Here is a 20528-nt window from a genome sequence, read left to right as displayed (position 1 = left end):
TGACTCAAAAGTTGAAATTAAGTGTTAATGCGCTGTTATTGCGGAATATATTCGGGCAATATATAGCTAATAAGTATCATTGGTCAAAATGTTGACAGTATTTTTATGTCAGAGGTTTATATGGATCGTACTTCCTTAGTTCCAGTTGGTGAGCAGTTAGTCGTAATAGATTTGAATGGGCAATTGAAGGTTCTTGCCGAGAATGAGCGACCATTACCGGGCGAACTGATTGTTGCAGTCATCGAAGATGAACCACAAAAACTTCAAGTTAAAGTTGCAACAGAAGAAGACGAGCGGGACATCACTCAAGATGTTGCTCAAATTATTGACGCTCTTAGAGACGGGCAAGACCCGACATTACTGAATGAAGAGTTTGCCCCAGCTGCGGGTGAGAATGCCGGCTCCAGTTTGCAAGAAAGTGGGACTGTTGAGCGTACAGGGGCAGAAATACTTGCTAGCACTTTGTTTGAAACGACGGGTATCGCAGCACTAGGTTTGTCTGAAACTCAAAACCTATCGCTCGCGGATCTTATTTTGAACGCAGCAAATTCAGATAATACATCGCCAGCAATCAACCCTCGTCCTCCGGTTGCTGAAGATGACAGCGTTTTGACCGATGAAGACGCTTCGGTTTCTATCGATGTATTGGCTAACGACCAAGACGCAGATAGTGATTCACTAAGTATTGAATCGGCAACTGTTCCGGCAGAACAAGGCACAGTAGAGATTATTGATGGTAAGTTGATATTCACACCTGCAGAAGACTTTAACGGTGAAGCGACGGTTACTTATGTAGTAACGGATGGCGCACTAACTGATGAAGCCACGGTTACTGTAACGGTAAACCCGATCAACGACGCACCAGTGGCAGTAAACGACACTGTTACAACAGATGAAGATACCGCCGTTACTATCGATGTTTTGGGGAACGACAGCGATCCAGAGAATGACCAATTAACCATTACCAATGCGTCAGTACCTGCAGAGCAAGGTACCGTTGCAATCGTCGATGGTAAGTTGGTGTTCACGCCTGCCGAAAACTTCAATGGTGACGCAACGATTAGCTACACCATCTCAGATGGTCAGCTAACAGACGATGCAACGGTTGCGGTGACAGTTAACCCAGTCAACGACGCACCAGTGGCGGTGAACGATACTGTGTCAACGGATGAAGACACTGCAGTTACTATCGATGTATTGGCGAACGACAGCGATCCAGAGAATGACCAATTAACTATTACCAATGCGTCAGTGCCTGCAGAGCAAGGTACGGTGGCGATTGTTGACGGCAAGTTGGTGTTTACACCTGCTGAAAACTTCAATGGTGATGCAACGATTAGCTACACCATCTCAGATGGTCAGCTAACAGACGATGCAACGGTTGCGGTGACGGTTAACCCAGTCAACGACGCACCAGTGGCAGTGGATGATACTGTTACAACAGATGAAGATACCGCGGTTACTATCGATGTATTGGCGAACGACAGCGATCCAGAGAATGACCAATTAACCATTACCAATGCGTCAGTACCAGCAGAGCAAGGCACCGTTACCATCGTGGATGGTAAGTTGGTGTTTACGCCTGCCGAAAACTTTAATGGCGACGCAACGATTAGCTATACCATCTCAGATGGTCAGCTAACAGACGATGCAACAGTTGCGGTGACGGTTAACCCAGTCAACGACGCACCAGTGGCAGCGAACGACACTGTTGCAACAGACGAAGATACCGCGGTTACTATCGATGTATTGGCGAACGACAGCGATCCAGAGAATGACCAATTAACCATTACCAATGCGTCAGTACCAACAGAGCAAGGTACGGTGGCGATTGTTGACGGCAAACTGGTCTTCACACCTGCAGAAAACTTCAATGGCGACGCAACAATTAGCTACACCGTATCTGATGGTCAGCTAACAGACGATGCAACAGTTGCGGTGACGGTTAATCCAGTTAACGACGCACCAGTGGCAGTAAACGACACTGTTGCAACAGATGAAGATACCGCGGTTACTATCGATGTATTGGCGAACGACAGCGATCCAGAAAACGATACGCTGACTATCACAGCGGCATCGGTACCAGCAGAGCAAGGCACCGTTACCATCGTAGATGGTAAGTTGGTGTTCACGCCTGCCGAAAACTTCAATGGCGACGCAACGATTAGCTACACCATCTCAGATGGTCAGCTAACAGACGATGCAACGGTTGCGGTGACGGTTAATCCAATCCAAGATGCTCCGGTGTTCACTCAAGATAGTTATGAGTTTAATTACGATGAGAACATCGACGAAAATGTAGTAATTGGTCAGGTCAGTGCGAATGATGTCGATGGTAGCAATATCACTTATTCGATCAAGTCAGGCAATGATAATGGTTGGTTTGAGATCAACGCTAACGGCGAAATCACGCTAACCACCGCAGGTGCAGCCGCGGCAGCGAATGACTTTGAAGCGCTGGCGAACGTTCACAATATTGTTGTTACAGCAACAGGAACAGATGACCCAGGTACACCGCTTAGCACCGACATCAACGTGACGCTTAACGAGCAGAACGTGAATGATAATGCACCAGTATTCGGTGATAGCAGCTACGAGTTTAACTACGACGAGAACATCTCAGAGAGCACGGTTATCGGTCAGGTAAGTGCGACAGATGCTGATGGCAACAACGTGTCTTACGTGATCACTTCGGGTAACGACAACGGCTGGTTCGAGATCAACGCTAACGGTGAAATCACGCTGACCACCGCAGGTGCAGCCGCGGCGGCGAACGACTTTGAAGCACTAGAAAATGTTCACAATATTGTCGTAACAGCAACCGGTACTGATGGCTCAGGCGCTGATACCAGCACTGATATCAACGTGACGCTTAATGAGCAGAACGTGAACGACAATGCACCAGTATTTGGTGATAGCAGCTACGAGTTTAACTACGACGAGAACATTGCTGAAGACGTGGTGATTGGTACTGTTTCAGCGACAGACGCGGATGGCAACAATGTCACTTACTCAATTAAATCGGGTAACGACAACGGCTGGTTTGAGATCAACGCTAACGGTGAAATCACGCTGACCACTGCAGGTGCAGCCGCGGCAGCGAACGACTTTGAAGCGCTAGAAAATGTTCACAATATTGTTGTGACGGCAACGGGTACTGATGGCTCAGGTGCCGATACCAGCACCGACATCAACGTGACGCTTAACGAGCAGAACGTGAATGATAATGCACCAGTATTCGGTGATAGCAGCTACGAGTTTAACTACGACGAGAACATCTCAGAGAGCACGGTTATCGGTCAGGTAAGTGCTACAGATGCTGATGGCAACAACGTGTCTTACGCGATCACTTCGGGTAACGACAACGGCTGGTTCGAGATCAACGCTAACGGTGAAATCACGCTGACCACCGCAGGTGCAGCCGCGGCGGCGAATGACTTTGAAGCGCTGGCGAACATCCACAATATCGTCGTGACCGCAACGGGTACTGATGGCTCAGGCGCTGATACCAGCACCGACATCAACGTGGCGCTCAATGAGCAGAACGTGAATGATAATGCACCAGTGTTCGGTGATAGCAGCTACGAGTTTAACTACGACGAGAACATCTCAGAGAGCACGGTTATCGGTCAGGTAAGTGCGACAGATGCTGATGGCAACAACGTGTCTTACGCGATCACTTCGGGTAACGACAACGGCTGGTTCGAGATCAACGCAAACGGTGAAATCACGCTGACCACCGCAGGTGCAGCCGCGGCGGCGAACGACTTTGAAGCACTAGAAAATGTTCACAATATTGTCGTAACAGCAACCGGTACTGATGGCTCAGGCGCTGATACCAGCACTGATATCAACGTGACGCTTAACGAGCAGAACGTGAATGATAATGCACCAGTATTCGGTGATAGCAGCTACGAGTTTAACTACGACGAGAACATCTCAGAGAGCACGGTGATTGGTACTGTTTCAGCGACAGATGCAGATGGCAGCAACGTGTCTTACGCGATCACTTCGGGTAACGACAACGGCTGGTTCGAGGTTAACGCTAACGGCGAAATCACGCTGACTACCGCAGGTGCAGCCGCGGCGGCGAATGACTTCGAAGCGCTGGCGAACATCCATAATATCGTCGTGACGGCAACCGGTACTGATGGCTCAGGCGCTGATACCAGCACTGATATCAACGTGACGCTTAACGAGCAGAACGTGAATGATAATGCACCAGTGTTCGGTGATAGCAGCTACGAGTTTAATTACGACGAGAACATCTCAGAGAGCACGGTTATCGGTCAGGTAAGTGCGACAGATGCGGACGGCAACAATGTCACTTACTCAATTAAATCGGGTAACGACAACGGCTGGTTCGAGATCAACGCAAACGGTGAAATTACGCTGACCACCGCAGGTGCAGCCGCGGCAGCGAATGATTTCGAAGCACTGGCGAACATCCACAACATCGTCGTGACGGCAACGGGTACCGATGGCTCAGGCGCCGATACCAGCACTGATATCAACGTGATGCTTAACGAGCAGAACGTGAACGACAATGCACCAGTGTTCGGTGATAGCAGCTACGAGTTTAACTACGACGAGAACATCTCAGAGAGCACGGTTATCGGTCAGGTAAGTGCGACAGATGCGGATGGCAACAACGTGTCTTACGCGATCACTTCGGGTAACGACAACGGCTGGTTCGAGATCAACGCAAACGGTGAAATCACGCTGACCACCGCAGGCGCAGCCGCGGCAGCGAACGACTTTGAAGCGCTGGCGAACATCCATAATATCGTCGTGACGGCAACCGGTACTGATGGCTCAGGCGCTGATACCAGCACCGACATCAACGTGACGCTTAACGAGCAGAACGTGAACGACAACGCACCAGTATTTGGTGATAGCAGCTACGAGTTTAACTACGACGAAAACATCTCAGAGAGCACGGTGATTGGTACTGTTTCAGCGACAGACGCGGACGGCAACAATGTCACTTACTCAATTAAATCGGGTAACGACAACGGCTGGTTCGAGATCAACGCAAACGGCGAAATTACGCTGACCACCGCAGGCGCAGCCGCGGCGGCGAATGATTTCGAAGCACTGGCGAACATCCATAATATCGTCGTGACGGCAACCGGTACTGATGGCTCAGGCGCTGATACCAGCACTGATATCAACGTGACGCTTAACGAGCAGAACGTGAACGATAACGCACCAGTGTTCGGTGATAGCAGCTACGAGTTTAATTACGACGAGAACATTGCTGAAGACGTGGTGATCGGTACTGTTTCAGCGACAGACGCGGATGGCAACAATGTCACTTACTCAATTAAATCGGGTAACGACAACGGCTGGTTCGAGATCAACGCTAACGGTGAAATCACGCTGACCACTGCAGGTGCAGCCGCGGCAGCGAACGACTTTGAAGCGCTAGAAAATGTTCACAATATTGTTGTGACGGCAACGGGTACTGATGGCTCAGGTGCCGATACCAGCACCGACATCAACGTGACGCTTAACGAGCAGAACGTGAATGATAATGCACCAGTATTCGGTGATAGCAGCTACGAGTTTAACTACGACGAGAACATCTCAGAGAGCACGGTTATCGGTCAGGTAAGTGCTACAGATGCTGATGGCAACAACGTGTCTTACGCGATCACTTCGGGTAACGACAACGGCTGGTTCGAGATCAACGCTAACGGTGAAATCACGCTGACCACCGCAGGTGCAGCCGCGGCGGCGAACGACTTTGAAGCACTAGAAAATGTTCACAATATTGTCGTAACAGCAACCGGTACTGATGGCTCAGGCGCTGATACCAGTACCGACATCAACGTGACGCTTAACGAGCAGAACGTGAATGATAATGCACCAGTATTCGGTGATAGCAGCTACGAGTTTAACTACGACGAGAACATCTCAGAGAGCACGGTGATTGGTACTGTTTCAGCGACAGATGCAGATGGCAGCAACGTGTCTTACGCGATCACTTCGGGTAACGATAACGGCTGGTTCGAGGTTAACGCTAACGGCGAAATCACGCTGACTACCGCAGGTGCAGCCGCGGCGGCGAATGACTTCGAAGCACTGGCGAACATCCATAATATCGTCGTGACCGCAACCGGTACTGATGGCTCAGGCGCTGATACCAGCACTGATATCAACGTGACGCTTAACGAGCAGAACGTGAATGATAATGCACCAGTGTTCGGTGATAGCAGCTACGAGTTTAATTACGACGAGAACATCTCAGAGAGCACGGTTATCGGTCAGGTAAGTGCGACAGATGCGGACGGCAACAATGTCACTTACTCAATTAAATCGGGTAACGACAACGGCTGGTTCGAGATCAACGCAAACGGTGAAATTACGCTGACCACCGCAGGTGCAGCCGCGGCAGCGAATGATTTCGAAGCACTGGCGAACATCCACAACATCGTCGTGACGGCAACGGGTACCGATGGCTCAGGCGCCGATACCAGCACTGATATCAACGTGATGCTTAACGAGCAGAACGTGAACGACAATGCACCAGTGTTCGGTGATAGCAGCTACGAGTTTAACTACGACGAGAACATCTCAGAGAGCACGGTTATCGGTCAGGTAAGTGCGACAGATGCGGATGGCAACAACGTGTCTTACGCGATCACTTCGGGTAACGACAACGGCTGGTTCGAGATCAACGCAAACGGTGAAATCACGCTGACCACCGCAGGCGCAGCCGCGGCAGCGAACGACTTTGAAGCGCTGGCGAACATCCATAATATCGTCGTGACGGCAACCGGTACTGATGGCTCAGGCGCTGATACCAGCACCGACATCAACGTGACGCTTAACGAGCAGAACGTGAACGACAACGCACCAGTATTTGGTGATAGCAGCTACGAGTTTAACTACGACGAAAACATCTCAGAGAGCACGGTTATTGGTACTGTTTCAGCGACAGACGCGGACGGCAACAATGTCACTTACTCAATTAAATCGGGTAACGACAACGGCTGGTTCGAGATCAACGCAAACGGCGAAATTACGCTGACCACCGCAGGCGCAGCCGCGGCGGCGAATGATTTCGAAGCACTGGCGAACATCCATAATATCGTCGTGACGGCAACCGGTACTGATGGCTCAGGCGCTGATACCAGCACTGATATCAACGTGACGCTTAACGAGCAGAACGTGAACGATAACGCACCAGTATTTGGTGATAGCAGCTACGAGTTTAATTACGACGAGAACATTGCTGAAGACGTGGTGATCGGTACTGTTTCAGCGACAGACGCGGATGGCAACAATGTCACTTACTCAATTAAATCGGGTAACGACAACGGCTGGTTCGAGATCAACGCTAACGGTGAAATCACGCTGACCACTGCAGGTGCAGCCGCGGCAGCGAACGACTTTGAAGCGCTAGAAAATGTTCACAATATTGTTGTGACGGCAACGGGTACTGATGGCTCAGGTGCCGATACCAGCACCGACATCAACGTGACGCTTAACGAGCAGAACGTGAATGATAATGCACCAGTATTCGGTGATAGCAGCTACGAGTTTAACTACGACGAGAACATCTCAGAGAGCACGGTTATCGGTCAGGTAAGTGCTACAGATGCTGATGGCAACAACGTGTCTTACGCGATCACTTCGGGTAACGACAACGGCTGGTTCGAGATCAACGCTAACGGTGAAATCACGCTGACCACCGCAGGTGCAGCCGCGGCGGCGAACGACTTTGAAGCACTAGAAAATGTTCACAATATTGTCGTAACAGCAACCGGTACTGATGGCTCAGGCGCTGATACCAGTACCGACATCAACGTGACGCTTAACGAGCAGAACGTGAATGATAATGCACCAGTATTCGGTGATAGCAGCTACGAGTTTAACTACGACGAGAACATCTCAGAGAGCACGGTGATTGGTACTGTTTCAGCGACAGATGCAGATGGCAGCAACGTGTCTTACGCGATCACTTCGGGTAACGATAACGGCTGGTTCGAGGTTAACGCTAACGGCGAAATCACGCTGACTACCGCAGGTGCAGCCGCGGCGGCGAATGACTTCGAAGCACTGGCGAACATCCATAATATCGTCGTGACGGCAACCGGTACTGATGGCTCAGGCGCTGATACCAGCACTGATATCAACGTGACGCTTAACGAGCAGAACGTGAATGATAATGCACCAGTGTTCGGTGATAGCAGCTACGAGTTTAATTACGACGAGAACATCTCAGAGAGCACGGTTATCGGTCAGGTAAGTGCGACAGATGCGGACGGCAACAATGTCACTTACTCAATTAAATCGGGTAACGACAACGGCTGGTTCGAGATCAACGCTAACGGCGAAATCACGCTAACCACCGCAGGTGCAGCCGCGGCAGCGAATGACTTTGAAGCGCTGGCGAACGTTCACAATATTGTTGTTACAGCAACAGGAACAGATGACCCAGGTACACCGCTTAGCACCGACATCAACGTGACGCTTAACGAGCAGAACGTGAATGATAATGCACCAGTATTCGGTGATAGCAGCTACGAGTTTAACTACGACGAGAACATCTCAGAGAGCACGGTTATCGGTCAGGTAAGTGCGACAGATGCTGATGGCAACAACGTGTCTTACGTGATCACTTCGGGTAACGACAACGGCTGGTTCGAGATCAACGCTAACGGTGAAATCACGCTGACCACCGCAGGTGCAGCCGCGGCGGCGAACGACTTTGAAGCACTAGAAAATGTTCACAATATTGTCGTAACAGCAACCGGTACTGATGGCTCAGGCGCTGATACCAGCACTGATATCAACGTGACGCTTAATGAGCAGAACGTGAACGACAATGCACCAGTATTTGGTGATAGCAGCTACGAGTTTAACTACGACGAGAACATTGCTGAAGACGTGGTGATTGGTACTGTTTCAGCGACAGACGCGGATGGCAACAATGTCACTTACTCAATTAAATCGGGTAACGACAACGGCTGGTTCGAGATCAACGCTAACGGTGAAATCACGCTGACCACTGCAGGTGCAGCCGCGGCAGCGAACGACTTTGAAGCGCTAGAAAATGTTCACAATATTGTTGTGACGGCAACGGGTACTGATGGCTCAGGTGCCGATACCAGCACCGACATCAACGTGACGCTTAACGAGCAGAACGTGAATGATAATGCACCAGTATTCGGTGATAGCAGCTACGAGTTTAACTACGACGAGAACATCTCAGAGAGCACGGTTATCGGTCAGGTAAGTGCTACAGATGCTGATGGCAACAACGTGTCTTACGCGATCACTTCGGGTAACGACAACGGCTGGTTCGAGATCAACGCTAACGGTGAAATCACGCTGACCACCGCAGGTGCAGCCGCGGCGGCGAACGACTTTGAAGCACTAGAAAATGTTCACAATATTGTCGTAACAGCAACCGGTACTGATGGCTCAGGCGCTGATACCAGTACCGACATCAACGTGACGCTTAACGAGCAGAACGTGAATGATAATGCACCAGTATTCGGTGATAGCAGCTACGAGTTTAACTACGACGAGAACATCTCAGAGAGCACGGTGATTGGTACTGTTTCAGCGACAGATGCAGATGGCAACAATGTCACTTACTCAATTAAATCGGGTAACGACAACGGCTGGTTCGAGATCAACGCAAACGGCGAAATTACGCTGACCACCGCAGGCGCAGCCGCGGCGGCGAATGATTTCGAAGCACTGGCGAACATCCATAATATCGTCGTGACGGCAACCGGTACTGATGGCTCAGGCGCTGATACCAGCACTGATATCAACGTGACGCTTAACGAGCAGAACGTGAACGATAACGCACCAGTGTTCGGTGATAGCAGCTACGAGTTTAATTACGACGAGAACATTGCTGAAGACGTGGTGATCGGTACTGTTTCAGCGACAGACGCGGATGGCAACAATGTCACTTACTCAATTAAATCGGGTAACGACAACGGCTGGTTCGAGATCAACGCTAACGGTGAAATCACGCTGACCACTGCAGGTGCAGCCGCGGCAGCGAACGACTTTGAAGCGCTAGAAAATGTTCACAATATTGTTGTGACGGCAACGGGTACTGATGGCTCAGGTGCCGATACCAGCACCGACATCAACGTGACGCTTAACGAGCAGAACGTGAATGATAATGCACCAGTATTCGGTGATAGCAGCTACGAGTTTAACTACGACGAGAACATCTCAGAGAGCACGGTTATCGGTCAGGTAAGTGCTACAGATGCTGATGGCAACAACGTGTCTTACGCGATCACTTCGGGTAACGACAACGGCTGGTTCGAGATCAACGCTAACGGTGAAATCACGCTGACCACCGCAGGTGCAGCCGCGGCGGCGAACGACTTTGAAGCACTAGAAAATGTTCACAATATTGTTGTGACGGCAACCGGTACTGATGGCTCAGGCACTGATACCAGCACTGACATCAACGTGACGCTTAACGAGCAAAACGTGAATGATAATGCACCAGTGTTCGGTGATAGCAGCTACGAGTTTAACTACGACGAGAACATCTCAGAGAGCACGGTTATCGGTCAGGTAAGTGCTACAGACGCGGATGGCAACAATGTCACTTACTCAATTAAATCGGGTAACGACAACGGCTGGTTCGAGATCAACGCTAACGGTGAAATCACGCTGACCACTGCAGGTGCAGCCGCGGCAGCGAACGACTTTGAAGCGCTAGAAAATGTTCACAATATTGTTGTGACGGCAACGGGTACTGATGGCTCAGGTGCCGATACCAGCACCGACATCAACGTGACGCTTAACGAGCAGAACGTGAATGATAATGCACCAGTATTCGGTGATAGCAGCTACGAGTTTAACTACGACGAGAACATCTCAGAGAGCACGGTTATCGGTCAGGTAAGTGCTACAGATGCTGATGGCAACAACGTGTCTTACGCGATCACTTCGGGTAACGACAACGGCTGGTTCGAGATCAACGCTAACGGTGAAATCACGCTGACCACCGCAGGTGCAGCCGCGGCGGCGAACGACTTTGAAGCACTAGAAAATGTTCACAATATTGTTGTGACGGCAACCGGTACTGATGGCTCAGGCACTGATACCAGCACTGACATCAACGTGACGCTTAACGAGCAAAACGTGAATGATAATGCACCAGTGTTCGGTGATAGCAGCTACGAGTTTAACTACGACGAGAACATCTCAGAGAGCACGGTTATCGGTCAGGTAAGTGCTACAGACGCGGATGGCAACAATGTCACTTACTCAATTAAATCGGGTAACGACAACGGCTGGTTCGAGATCAACGCTAACGGTGAAATCACGCTGACTACCGCAGGTGCAGCCGCGGCGGCGAATGACTTTGAAGCGCTGGCGAACATCCACAATATCGTCGTGACGGCAACGGGTACTGATGGCTCAGGCGCTGATACCAGCACCGACATCAACGTGACGCTCAATGAGCAGAACGTGAACGATAACGCGCCAGTATTTGGTGATAGCAGCTACGAGTTTAACTACGACGAGAACATCTCAGAGAGCACGGTTATCGGTCAGGTAAGTGCGACAGATGCGGACGGCAACAATGTCACTTACTCAATTAAATCGGGTAACGACAACGGCTGGTTCGAGATCAACGCTAACGGCGAAATCACGCTGACTACCGCAGGTGCAGCCGCGGCGGCGAATGACTTTGAAGCGCTGGCGAACATCCACAATATCGTCGTGACCGCAACGGGTACTGATGGCTCAGGCGCTGATACCAGCACCGACATCAACGTGGCGCTCAATGAGCAGAACGTGAATGATAATGCACCAGTATTCGGTGATAGCAGCTACGAGTTTAACTACGACGAGAACATCTCAGAGAGCACGGTTATCGGTCAGGTAAGTGCTACAGATGCTGATGGCAACAACGTGTCTTACGCGATCACTTCGGGTAACGACAACGGCTGGTTCGAGATCAACGCTAACGGTGAAATCACGCTGACCACCGCAGGTGCAGCCGCGGCGGCGAACGACTTTGAAGCACTAGAAAATGTTCACAATATTGTCGTAACAGCAACCGGTACTGATGGCTCAGGCGCTGATACCAGTACCGACATCAACGTGACGCTTAACGAGCAGAACGTGAATGATAATGCACCAGTATTCGGTGATAGCAGCTACGAGTTTAACTACGACGAGAACATCTCAGAGAGCACGGTGATTGGTACTGTTTCAGCGACAGATGCAGATGGCAGCAACGTGTCTTACGCGATCACTTCGGGTAACGATAACGGCTGGTTCGAGGTTAACGCTAACGGCGAAATCACGCTGACTACCGCAGGTGCAGCCGCGGCGGCGAATGACTTCGAAGCACTGGCGAACATCCATAATATCGTCGTGACCGCAACCGGTACTGATGGCTCAGGCGCTGATACCAGCACTGATATCAACGTGACGCTTAACGAGCAGAACGTGAATGATAATGCACCAGTGTTCGGTGATAGCAGCTACGAGTTTAATTACGACGAGAACATCTCAGAGAGCACGGTTATCGGTCAGGTAAGTGCGACAGATGCGGACGGCAACAATGTCACTTACTCAATTAAATCGGGTAACGACAACGGCTGGTTCGAGATCAACGCAAACGGTGAAATTACGCTGACCACCGCAGGTGCAGCCGCGGCAGCGAATGATTTCGAAGCACTGGCGAACATCCACAACATCGTCGTGACGGCAACGGGTACCGATGGCTCAGGCGCCGATACCAGCACTGATATCAACGTGATGCTTAACGAGCAGAACGTGAACGACAATGCACCAGTGTTCGGTGATAGCAGCTACGAGTTTAACTACGACGAGAACATCTCAGAGAGCACGGTTATCGGTCAGGTAAGTGCGACAGATGCGGATGGCAACAACGTGTCTTACGCGATCACTTCGGGTAACGACAACGGCTGGTTCGAGATCAACGCAAACGGTGAAATCACGCTGACCACCGCAGGCGCAGCCGCGGCAGCGAACGACTTTGAAGCGCTGGCGAACATCCATAATATCGTCGTGACGGCAACCGGTACTGATGGCTCAGGCGCTGATACCAGCACTGATATCAACGTGACGCTTAACGAGCAGAACGTGAACGATAACGCACCAGTGTTCGGTGATAGCAGCTACGAGTTTAATTACGACGAGAACATTGCTGAAGACGTGGTGATCGGTACTGTTTCAGCGACAGACGCGGATGGCAACAATGTCACTTACTCAATTAAATCGGGTAACGACAACGGCTGGTTCGAGATCAACGCTAACGGTGAAATCACGCTGACCACTGCAGGTGCAGCCGCGGCAGCGAACGACTTTGAAGCGCTAGAAAATGTTCACAATATTGTTGTGACGGCAACGGGTACTGATGGCTCAGGTGCCGATACCAGCACCGACATCAACGTGACGCTTAACGAGCAGAACGTGAATGATAATGCACCAGTATTCGGTGATAGCAGCTACGAGTTTAACTACGACGAGAACATCTCAGAGAGCACGGTTATCGGTCAGGTAAGTGCTACAGATGCTGATGGCAACAACGTGTCTTACGCGATCACTTCGGGTAACGACAACGGCTGGTTCGAGATCAACGCTAACGGTGAAATCACGCTGACCACCGCAGGTGCAGCCGCGGCGGCGAACGACTTTGAAGCACTAGAAAATGTTCACAATATTGTCGTAACAGCAACCGGTACTGATGGCTCAGGCGCTGATACCAGTACCGACATCAACGTGACGCTTAACGAGCAGAACGTGAATGATAATGCACCAGTATTCGGTGATAGCAGCTACGAGTTTAACTACGACGAGAACATCTCAGAGAGCACGGTGATTGGTACTGTTTCAGCGACAGATGCAGATGGCAGCAACGTGTCTTACGCGATCACTTCGGGTAACGATAACGGCTGGTTCGAGGTTAACGCTAACGGCGAAATCACGCTGACTACCGCAGGTGCAGCCGCGGCGGCGAATGACTTCGAAGCACTGGCGAACATCCATAATATCGTCGTGACCGCAACCGGTACTGATGGCTCAGGCGCTGATACCAGCACTGATATCAACGTGACGCTTAACGAGCAGAACGTGAATGATAATGCACCAGTGTTCGGTGATAGCAGCTACGAGTTTAATTACGACGAGAACATCTCAGAGAGCACGGTTATCGGTCAGGTAAGTGCGACAGATGCGGACGGCAACAATGTCACTTACTCAATTAAATCGGGTAACGACAACGGCTGGTTCGAGATCAACGCAAACGGTGAAATTACGCTGACCACCGCAGGTGCAGCCGCGGCAGCGAATGATTTCGAAGCACTGGCGAACATCCACAACATCGTCGTGACGGCAACGGGTACCGATGGCTCAGGCGCCGATACCAGCACTGATATCAACGTGATGCTTAACGAGCAGAACGTGAACGACAATGCACCAGTGTTCGGTGATAGCAGCTACGAGTTTAACTACGACGAGAACATCTCAGAGAGCACGGTTATCGGTCAGGTAAGTGCGACAGATGCGGATGGCAACAACGTGTCTTACGCGATCACTTCGGGTAACGACAACGGCTGGTTCGAGATCAACGCAAACGGTGAAATCACGCTGACCACCGCAGGCGCAGCCGCGGCAGCGAACGACTTTGAAGCGCTGGCGAACATCCATAATATCGTCGTGACGGCAACCGGTACTGATGGCTCAGGCGCTGATACCAGCACCGACATCAACGTGACGCTTAACGAGCAGAACGTGAACGACAACGCACCAGTATTTGGTGATAGCAGCTACGAGTTTAACTACGACGAAAACATCTCAGAGAGCACGGTTATTGGTACTGTTTCAGCGACAGACGCGGACGGCAACAATGTCACTTACTCAATTAAATCGGGTAACGACAACGGCTGGTTCGAGATCAACGCAAACGGCGAAATTACGCTGACCACCGCAGGCGCAGCCGCGGCGGCGAATGATTTCGAAGCACTGGCGAACATCCATAATATCGTCGTGACGGCAACCGGTACTGATGGCTCAGGCGCTGATACCAGCACTGATATCAACGTGACGCTTAACGAGCAGAACGTGAACGATAACGCACCAGTGTTCGGTGATAGCAGCTACGAGTTTAATTACGACGAGAACATTGCTGAAGACGTGGTGATCGGTACTGTTTCAGCGACAGACGCGGATGGCAACAATGTCACTTACTCAATTAAATCGGGTAACGACAACGGCTGGTTCGAGATCAACGCTAACGGTGAAATCACGCTGACCACTGCAGGTGCAGCCGCGGCAGCGAACGACTTTGAAGCGCTAGAAAATGTTCACAATATTGTTGTGACGGCAACGGGTACTGATGGCTCAGGTGCCGATACCAGCACCGACATCAACGTGACGCTTAACGAGCAGAACGTGAATGATAATGCACCAGTATTCGGTGATAGCAGCTACGAGTTTAACTACGACGAGAACATCTCAGAGAGCACGGTTATCGGTCAGGTAAGTGCTACAGATGCTGATGGCAACAACGTGTCTTACGCGATCACTTCGGGTAACGACAACGGCTGGTTCGAGATCAACGCTAACGGTGAAATCACGCTGACCACCGCAGGTGCAGCCGCGGCGGCGAACGACTTTGAAGCACTAGAAAATGTTCACAATATTGTTGTGACGGCAACCGGTACTGATGGCTCAGGCACTGATACCAGCACTGACATCAACGTGACGCTTAACGAGCAAAACGTGAATGATAATGCACCAGTGTTCGGTGATAGCAGCTACGAGTTTAACTACGACGAGAACATCTCAGAGAGCACGGTTATCGGTCAGGTAAGTGCTACAGACGCGGATGGCAACAATGTCACTTACTCAATTAAATCGGGTAACGACAACGGCTGGTTCGAGATCAACGCTAACGGTGAAATCACGCTGACTACCGCAGGTGCAGCCGCGGCGGCGAATGACTTTGAAGCGCTGGCGAACATCCACAATATCGTCGTGACGGCAACGGGTACTGATGGCTCAGGAGCCGATACCAGCACCGACATCAACGTGACGCTTAACGAGCAGAACGTGAACGACAATGCACCAGTATTTGGTGATAACAGCTACGAGTTTAACTACGACGAGAACATTGCTGAAGACGTGGTGATTGGTACTGTTTCAGCGACAGACGCGGATGGCAGCAACGTGTCTTACGCGATCACTTCGGGTAACGATAACGGCTGGTTCGAGGTTAACGCTAACGGTGAAATCACACTGACCACCGCAGGTGCAGCCGCAGCAGCGAATGACTTTGAAGCACTAGAAAATGTTCACAATATTGTTGTGACGGCAACGGGTACTGATGGCTCAGGCGCTGATACCAGCACTGACATCAACGTGACGCTCAATGAGCAAGATCTTAATGACAACGCCCCAGAATCTACGCCAACAACTGTGACTATGAATGAAGATGCGCAGGGCGCAGATGTATTGCTTGATTGGGCATCTTTCGGTGTGACGGATGTGGATTCTGCAGACGCTTCACTATCGATTCAGATTACCTCGCTGCCGACTGACGGATTACTTGAGTACAAAGACGCTCAGGGTGATTGGCAGGCTGTTCAAGCAGATCAAGTTCTCGATAAGTCGCAGTTTGACGCTGACGGTGTGAGATTTACTCCGGAGACAAACGAGTCTGGTGATAGTAGCTTTGGCGGTACCAATGTTGGTGATCAATCTGGTCATTATGCTCAAATTGGCTTTAAACCAACAGATGGTCAGAACGAAGGTCAACAATCGACGCTAACCATTGATGTCACCCCTGACGCTGATGCGCCAACCTTGAGCACCGTAACGCCAGGCTTGTCGGTACCTCTGCAAGAGTTCAATGTTACGTCTTGGAACAACGTCGTAGTGGGTTCTGGTAATGGGCTAGGTGTCACAGGTCAGGTTCTTATCAATGCAATTGATGCTCTTGATTCTGCTAACGGTAATCAATCCACAACTTCGAATGTGCAAGATACGTCGTCTTATGCGACAGCCGCAAATGAAGCAGTACTTGTGACAGGATTGGTTTACCTAGAAGCGGGTACAAGCTACGACTTCACTGGTCGCGCGGACGATAGCCTTGCAATCACAGTTGGTGGGTCATTGGTCGATGAAGCTCGTTGGGGTAATGCTCAAGGTACAATTACGGGTGGTGCATTCGTACCTACTGTTTCTGGATTCTACCCGCTAGAGATTTACCATCACAATCAAAGTGGTCCGGGTAACTTCAACGTCGATGTTTCTATCAATGGTCAAGCGCCAGTTAACCTAAGCAATAGTAACTTGGTTGTGGTTAGTGATGTTAACGCGTTAGACGCGACTGATATCAGAACCTCTGCACTACAAGAAGTGAATGGTGTTGAAGTCTACGAGACCTACCAAGTAAACGAAGGTCCTCAAGATACTGCGATTCCTCTATCTGAAATTAGAGCAAATCTAAATGATACTGACGGCTCAGAATCGCTTGAAGTGACATTGAAAGGTATTCCTGTAGGCGCGGTGATCTCGGATGGCACTAACTCAATTACTATTGCTAGCGGGGATGCGGTAGATGTAACCGGATGGGCGCTAGACGGACTGACGGTGACTCCTCCTGCAGGTTCTCATGATGATTTCACTATCACGGTAACTGCGACAGCAACAGAAGAGTCTAATGGTGATACTGCTGACTCTACGGCGACGATCAATGTAGTTGTGCATGAAAACTTGCCAACGAATACAGCAAGTGATGTTGTTACAACAGACGAAGATCAGCAGTTACAAGGTAACGTCCTGCTGAATGATTCAGATGGCGATAACGTTCTACTGGTTGACCATATCACGGTTAACAACACTGATTATGCGGTTGGTCAGACGGTATCGCTGAGCAACGGCACGCTGGTTGTGAACCAAGATGGTAGTTACACGTTTGACCCAGTAAAAGATTGGTCAGGTGACGTACCGACAATTACGTACACGACAAATACTGGAGCGACTGAAACACTAGATATTGACGTCGTAGCGGTAGCAGATAAGCCAACAATCAGTATCTCTGTGGGTGATATGTCGAAAACCGACGCGGTTGAGTCTAATCACAGCTTGGTGACATCGGCAACAAACAATACGCCGGCTCAGAACAAAGTCATCGCAGATGCAATTGGTTTAGATGGCGTTCAACAAGGAGTGAATCCGGTCGCGAATGTAGCCTTGGGTAGCAACAATGACACTTCAGATACTGATTCGTTATTTGTCGGTACAAATTACAACGACACCTTCTATGGTGGCGCTGGTGATGATGTCTTTGTTGGTGGTCGACAAAATGACTCTTTCTACGGTGACGATGGAAGATCTACAACGCAATATGATGGTAAAGACACGGTTTACCTAACTGGTAACTTCAGTGACTACCAGTTTACGTTTAAGAACAACCATAGTGGCCAAGTTCCGTATTGGATCTTCCTAGACAAGCGTTCAATCGATTCAGAAAATGACAATACGGGCTTTGAGGACCGTGGTGATCACCTGTACGAAATCGAGCGCGTTGTCTTCGCGGATAAGGTGATTGAGATAAATAAAGATGGCACTTACGAGGTTCTACAAGATCGTTGGGTGCCGATTGAAGTGGATGTTGACTTAGCTGACACTGATGGCAGTGAGTCATTAGCTCAAACTGTCCTTGTTGATGGTCTACCTGATGGTGTTGAGTTGTACGTCAATGGTCAAGCTGTTGCGGAAGAGCCAAGCGGTGGCTATATCGTGAACCTCGATGCTCAAGGTCAAGCTAACTTTGATGTAAAAGTACCGTACGATTTTGAAGGTAGCCTGGACTTCCCATTAAGTGTCACTGCAACATCGGTTGAGTCATCAAATAATGACCAAGCGACTGAGACCGAATCGGCTCGAGTTTCAGTTCGCGATTACGAATACGTTACCGGTACGCACGGTGATAACGATATTACCGGTACAACTGATGACGACATTATTGTTGGTGATGTCCAAGGTCTGCAGATTGTTGAGGGCGAGGATTACAACATTGCTTTTGTTCTAGATACTTCAGGCAGTATGGGGTATGACGTAGGTAAAGCAGAGACTGAGATTCAAACGGTTCTTGATACCTTGATCAGCAGTGCTACCGGTTCTCATTCGGGTAAAGTGAATGTCTTGCTAACAACGTTTGCAACGAATGATAAGTTGCTGTTGGAAGTTGATTTGAGTGACCCAGACGCTTCAACGAAAATCGCGACTGCATTTGCAAACAATAGAGACAATGGCAGTGGTAACACAAACTATGAAGCTGCATTTGATTCAGTGCTAGATTGGTTTGCAGGTAAAGATAGTGATGCAAATAACGTCACATACTTTATCTCTGATGGTACGCCGAACCAAGCTGACCACAATAGCGCTTATGATTTGGCTTCGATGACTAATGTGGTGATTGGTGCTGAAAATGGCAAAATTATTACTTTGGGAGACGTGTTACCAAGCGATTATCAACGTGGTGATGTTGTGACTTACAACAACCAAACGGTTATTGCGAGCAACACAGAGGTTTATTCTTTGTCGACTGGCGACCGCCTTGGCTACATGTACAGCAACACGGGTTACTATGACTACAGCAATAGTGTTACCGCTCAAGCTGATAATATGTACAAAGCATTGGAAGAGTTCAGTGAAGTGCATGCGATTGGTCTTGGTAACAACTTGGACGCAAGCACACTCGAAAACTACGACTCAGACAATACAGTGCGAACCAACATTGATGTTTCACAGTTGGCTGAAGTTATCCTTGGTAAGGAAGTTGCTCTGCTTCAAGGTAGAGATGACATCGATAGTCAAGCTGGTGACGATATTATCTTCGGTGATGCAATTCGATTTGGTTCTAGTGATGAACAAGGTGTATCCGCATTACAAGAGTATGTTGCTGGTCAATTAGGTAAAGATGTTGGTCTTGTTACCGAGAAAGATGTTCATAACTACATTACTGACAACCAAGCTGAATTTGAGCAATCTCGTTCAAGCGACCGAGCGGATAACCTGTCTGGAGGTGAAGGCAACGATATCCTATTCGGGCAAGGTGGCTCAGATACGCTGGACGGCGGTATAGGTGATGACATCCTGATCGGTGGTTTGGGTAACGATATCCTTACCGGTGGTGATGGTGCAGACATCTTCAAGTGGGTGGATGTTGCAAATGAGACAGATACAGTAAAAGACTTCAATGCAAACGAAGACTCTCTTGATTTCTCTGACTTGTTCGAGGATCTATCTAAGGATGAACTTGGTTCGTTACTGGATGATCTGAAGTCGGGCGATCACACTGGCGATGTTGGTAATTACCATGTGGAAGTTACGCAAGATGGAGCAACAGACTCTAACTTGAGTATCTCTAAAGGTGGAACGACATTAGATATCCATTTTGATGGAGCAAGTGTTGATGACGTCACTTCACACCTGATTGCAAGTCTGGATTCTCAACTTAAAGATATGTAATCAAACCAACTGAA

General features: G+C 49.6%; 1 protein-coding gene. It reads left to right on the top strand.

Features of this window, described 5'->3' with window-relative positions; all coding sequences use genetic code 11:
- Positions 1–120: 120 nt before the first annotated feature.
- Positions 121–20514, top strand: a complete 20394-nt coding sequence (locus tag QMY49_RS07385) for a cadherin domain-containing protein (RefSeq protein ID WP_283313768.1) — start codon at positions 121–123, stop codon at positions 20512–20514.
- The last annotated feature ends 14 nt before the right edge of the window (positions 20515–20528 follow it).

The sequence above is a fragment of the Vibrio harveyi genome (assembly GCF_030060435.1).
In the GTDB taxonomy this organism is placed as follows: Bacteria; Pseudomonadota; Gammaproteobacteria; order Enterobacterales; family Vibrionaceae; genus Vibrio; species Vibrio harveyi.
Note: the sequence above shows the minus strand (reverse complement) of the source record. Positions and strands in the feature narration are given on the sequence as shown.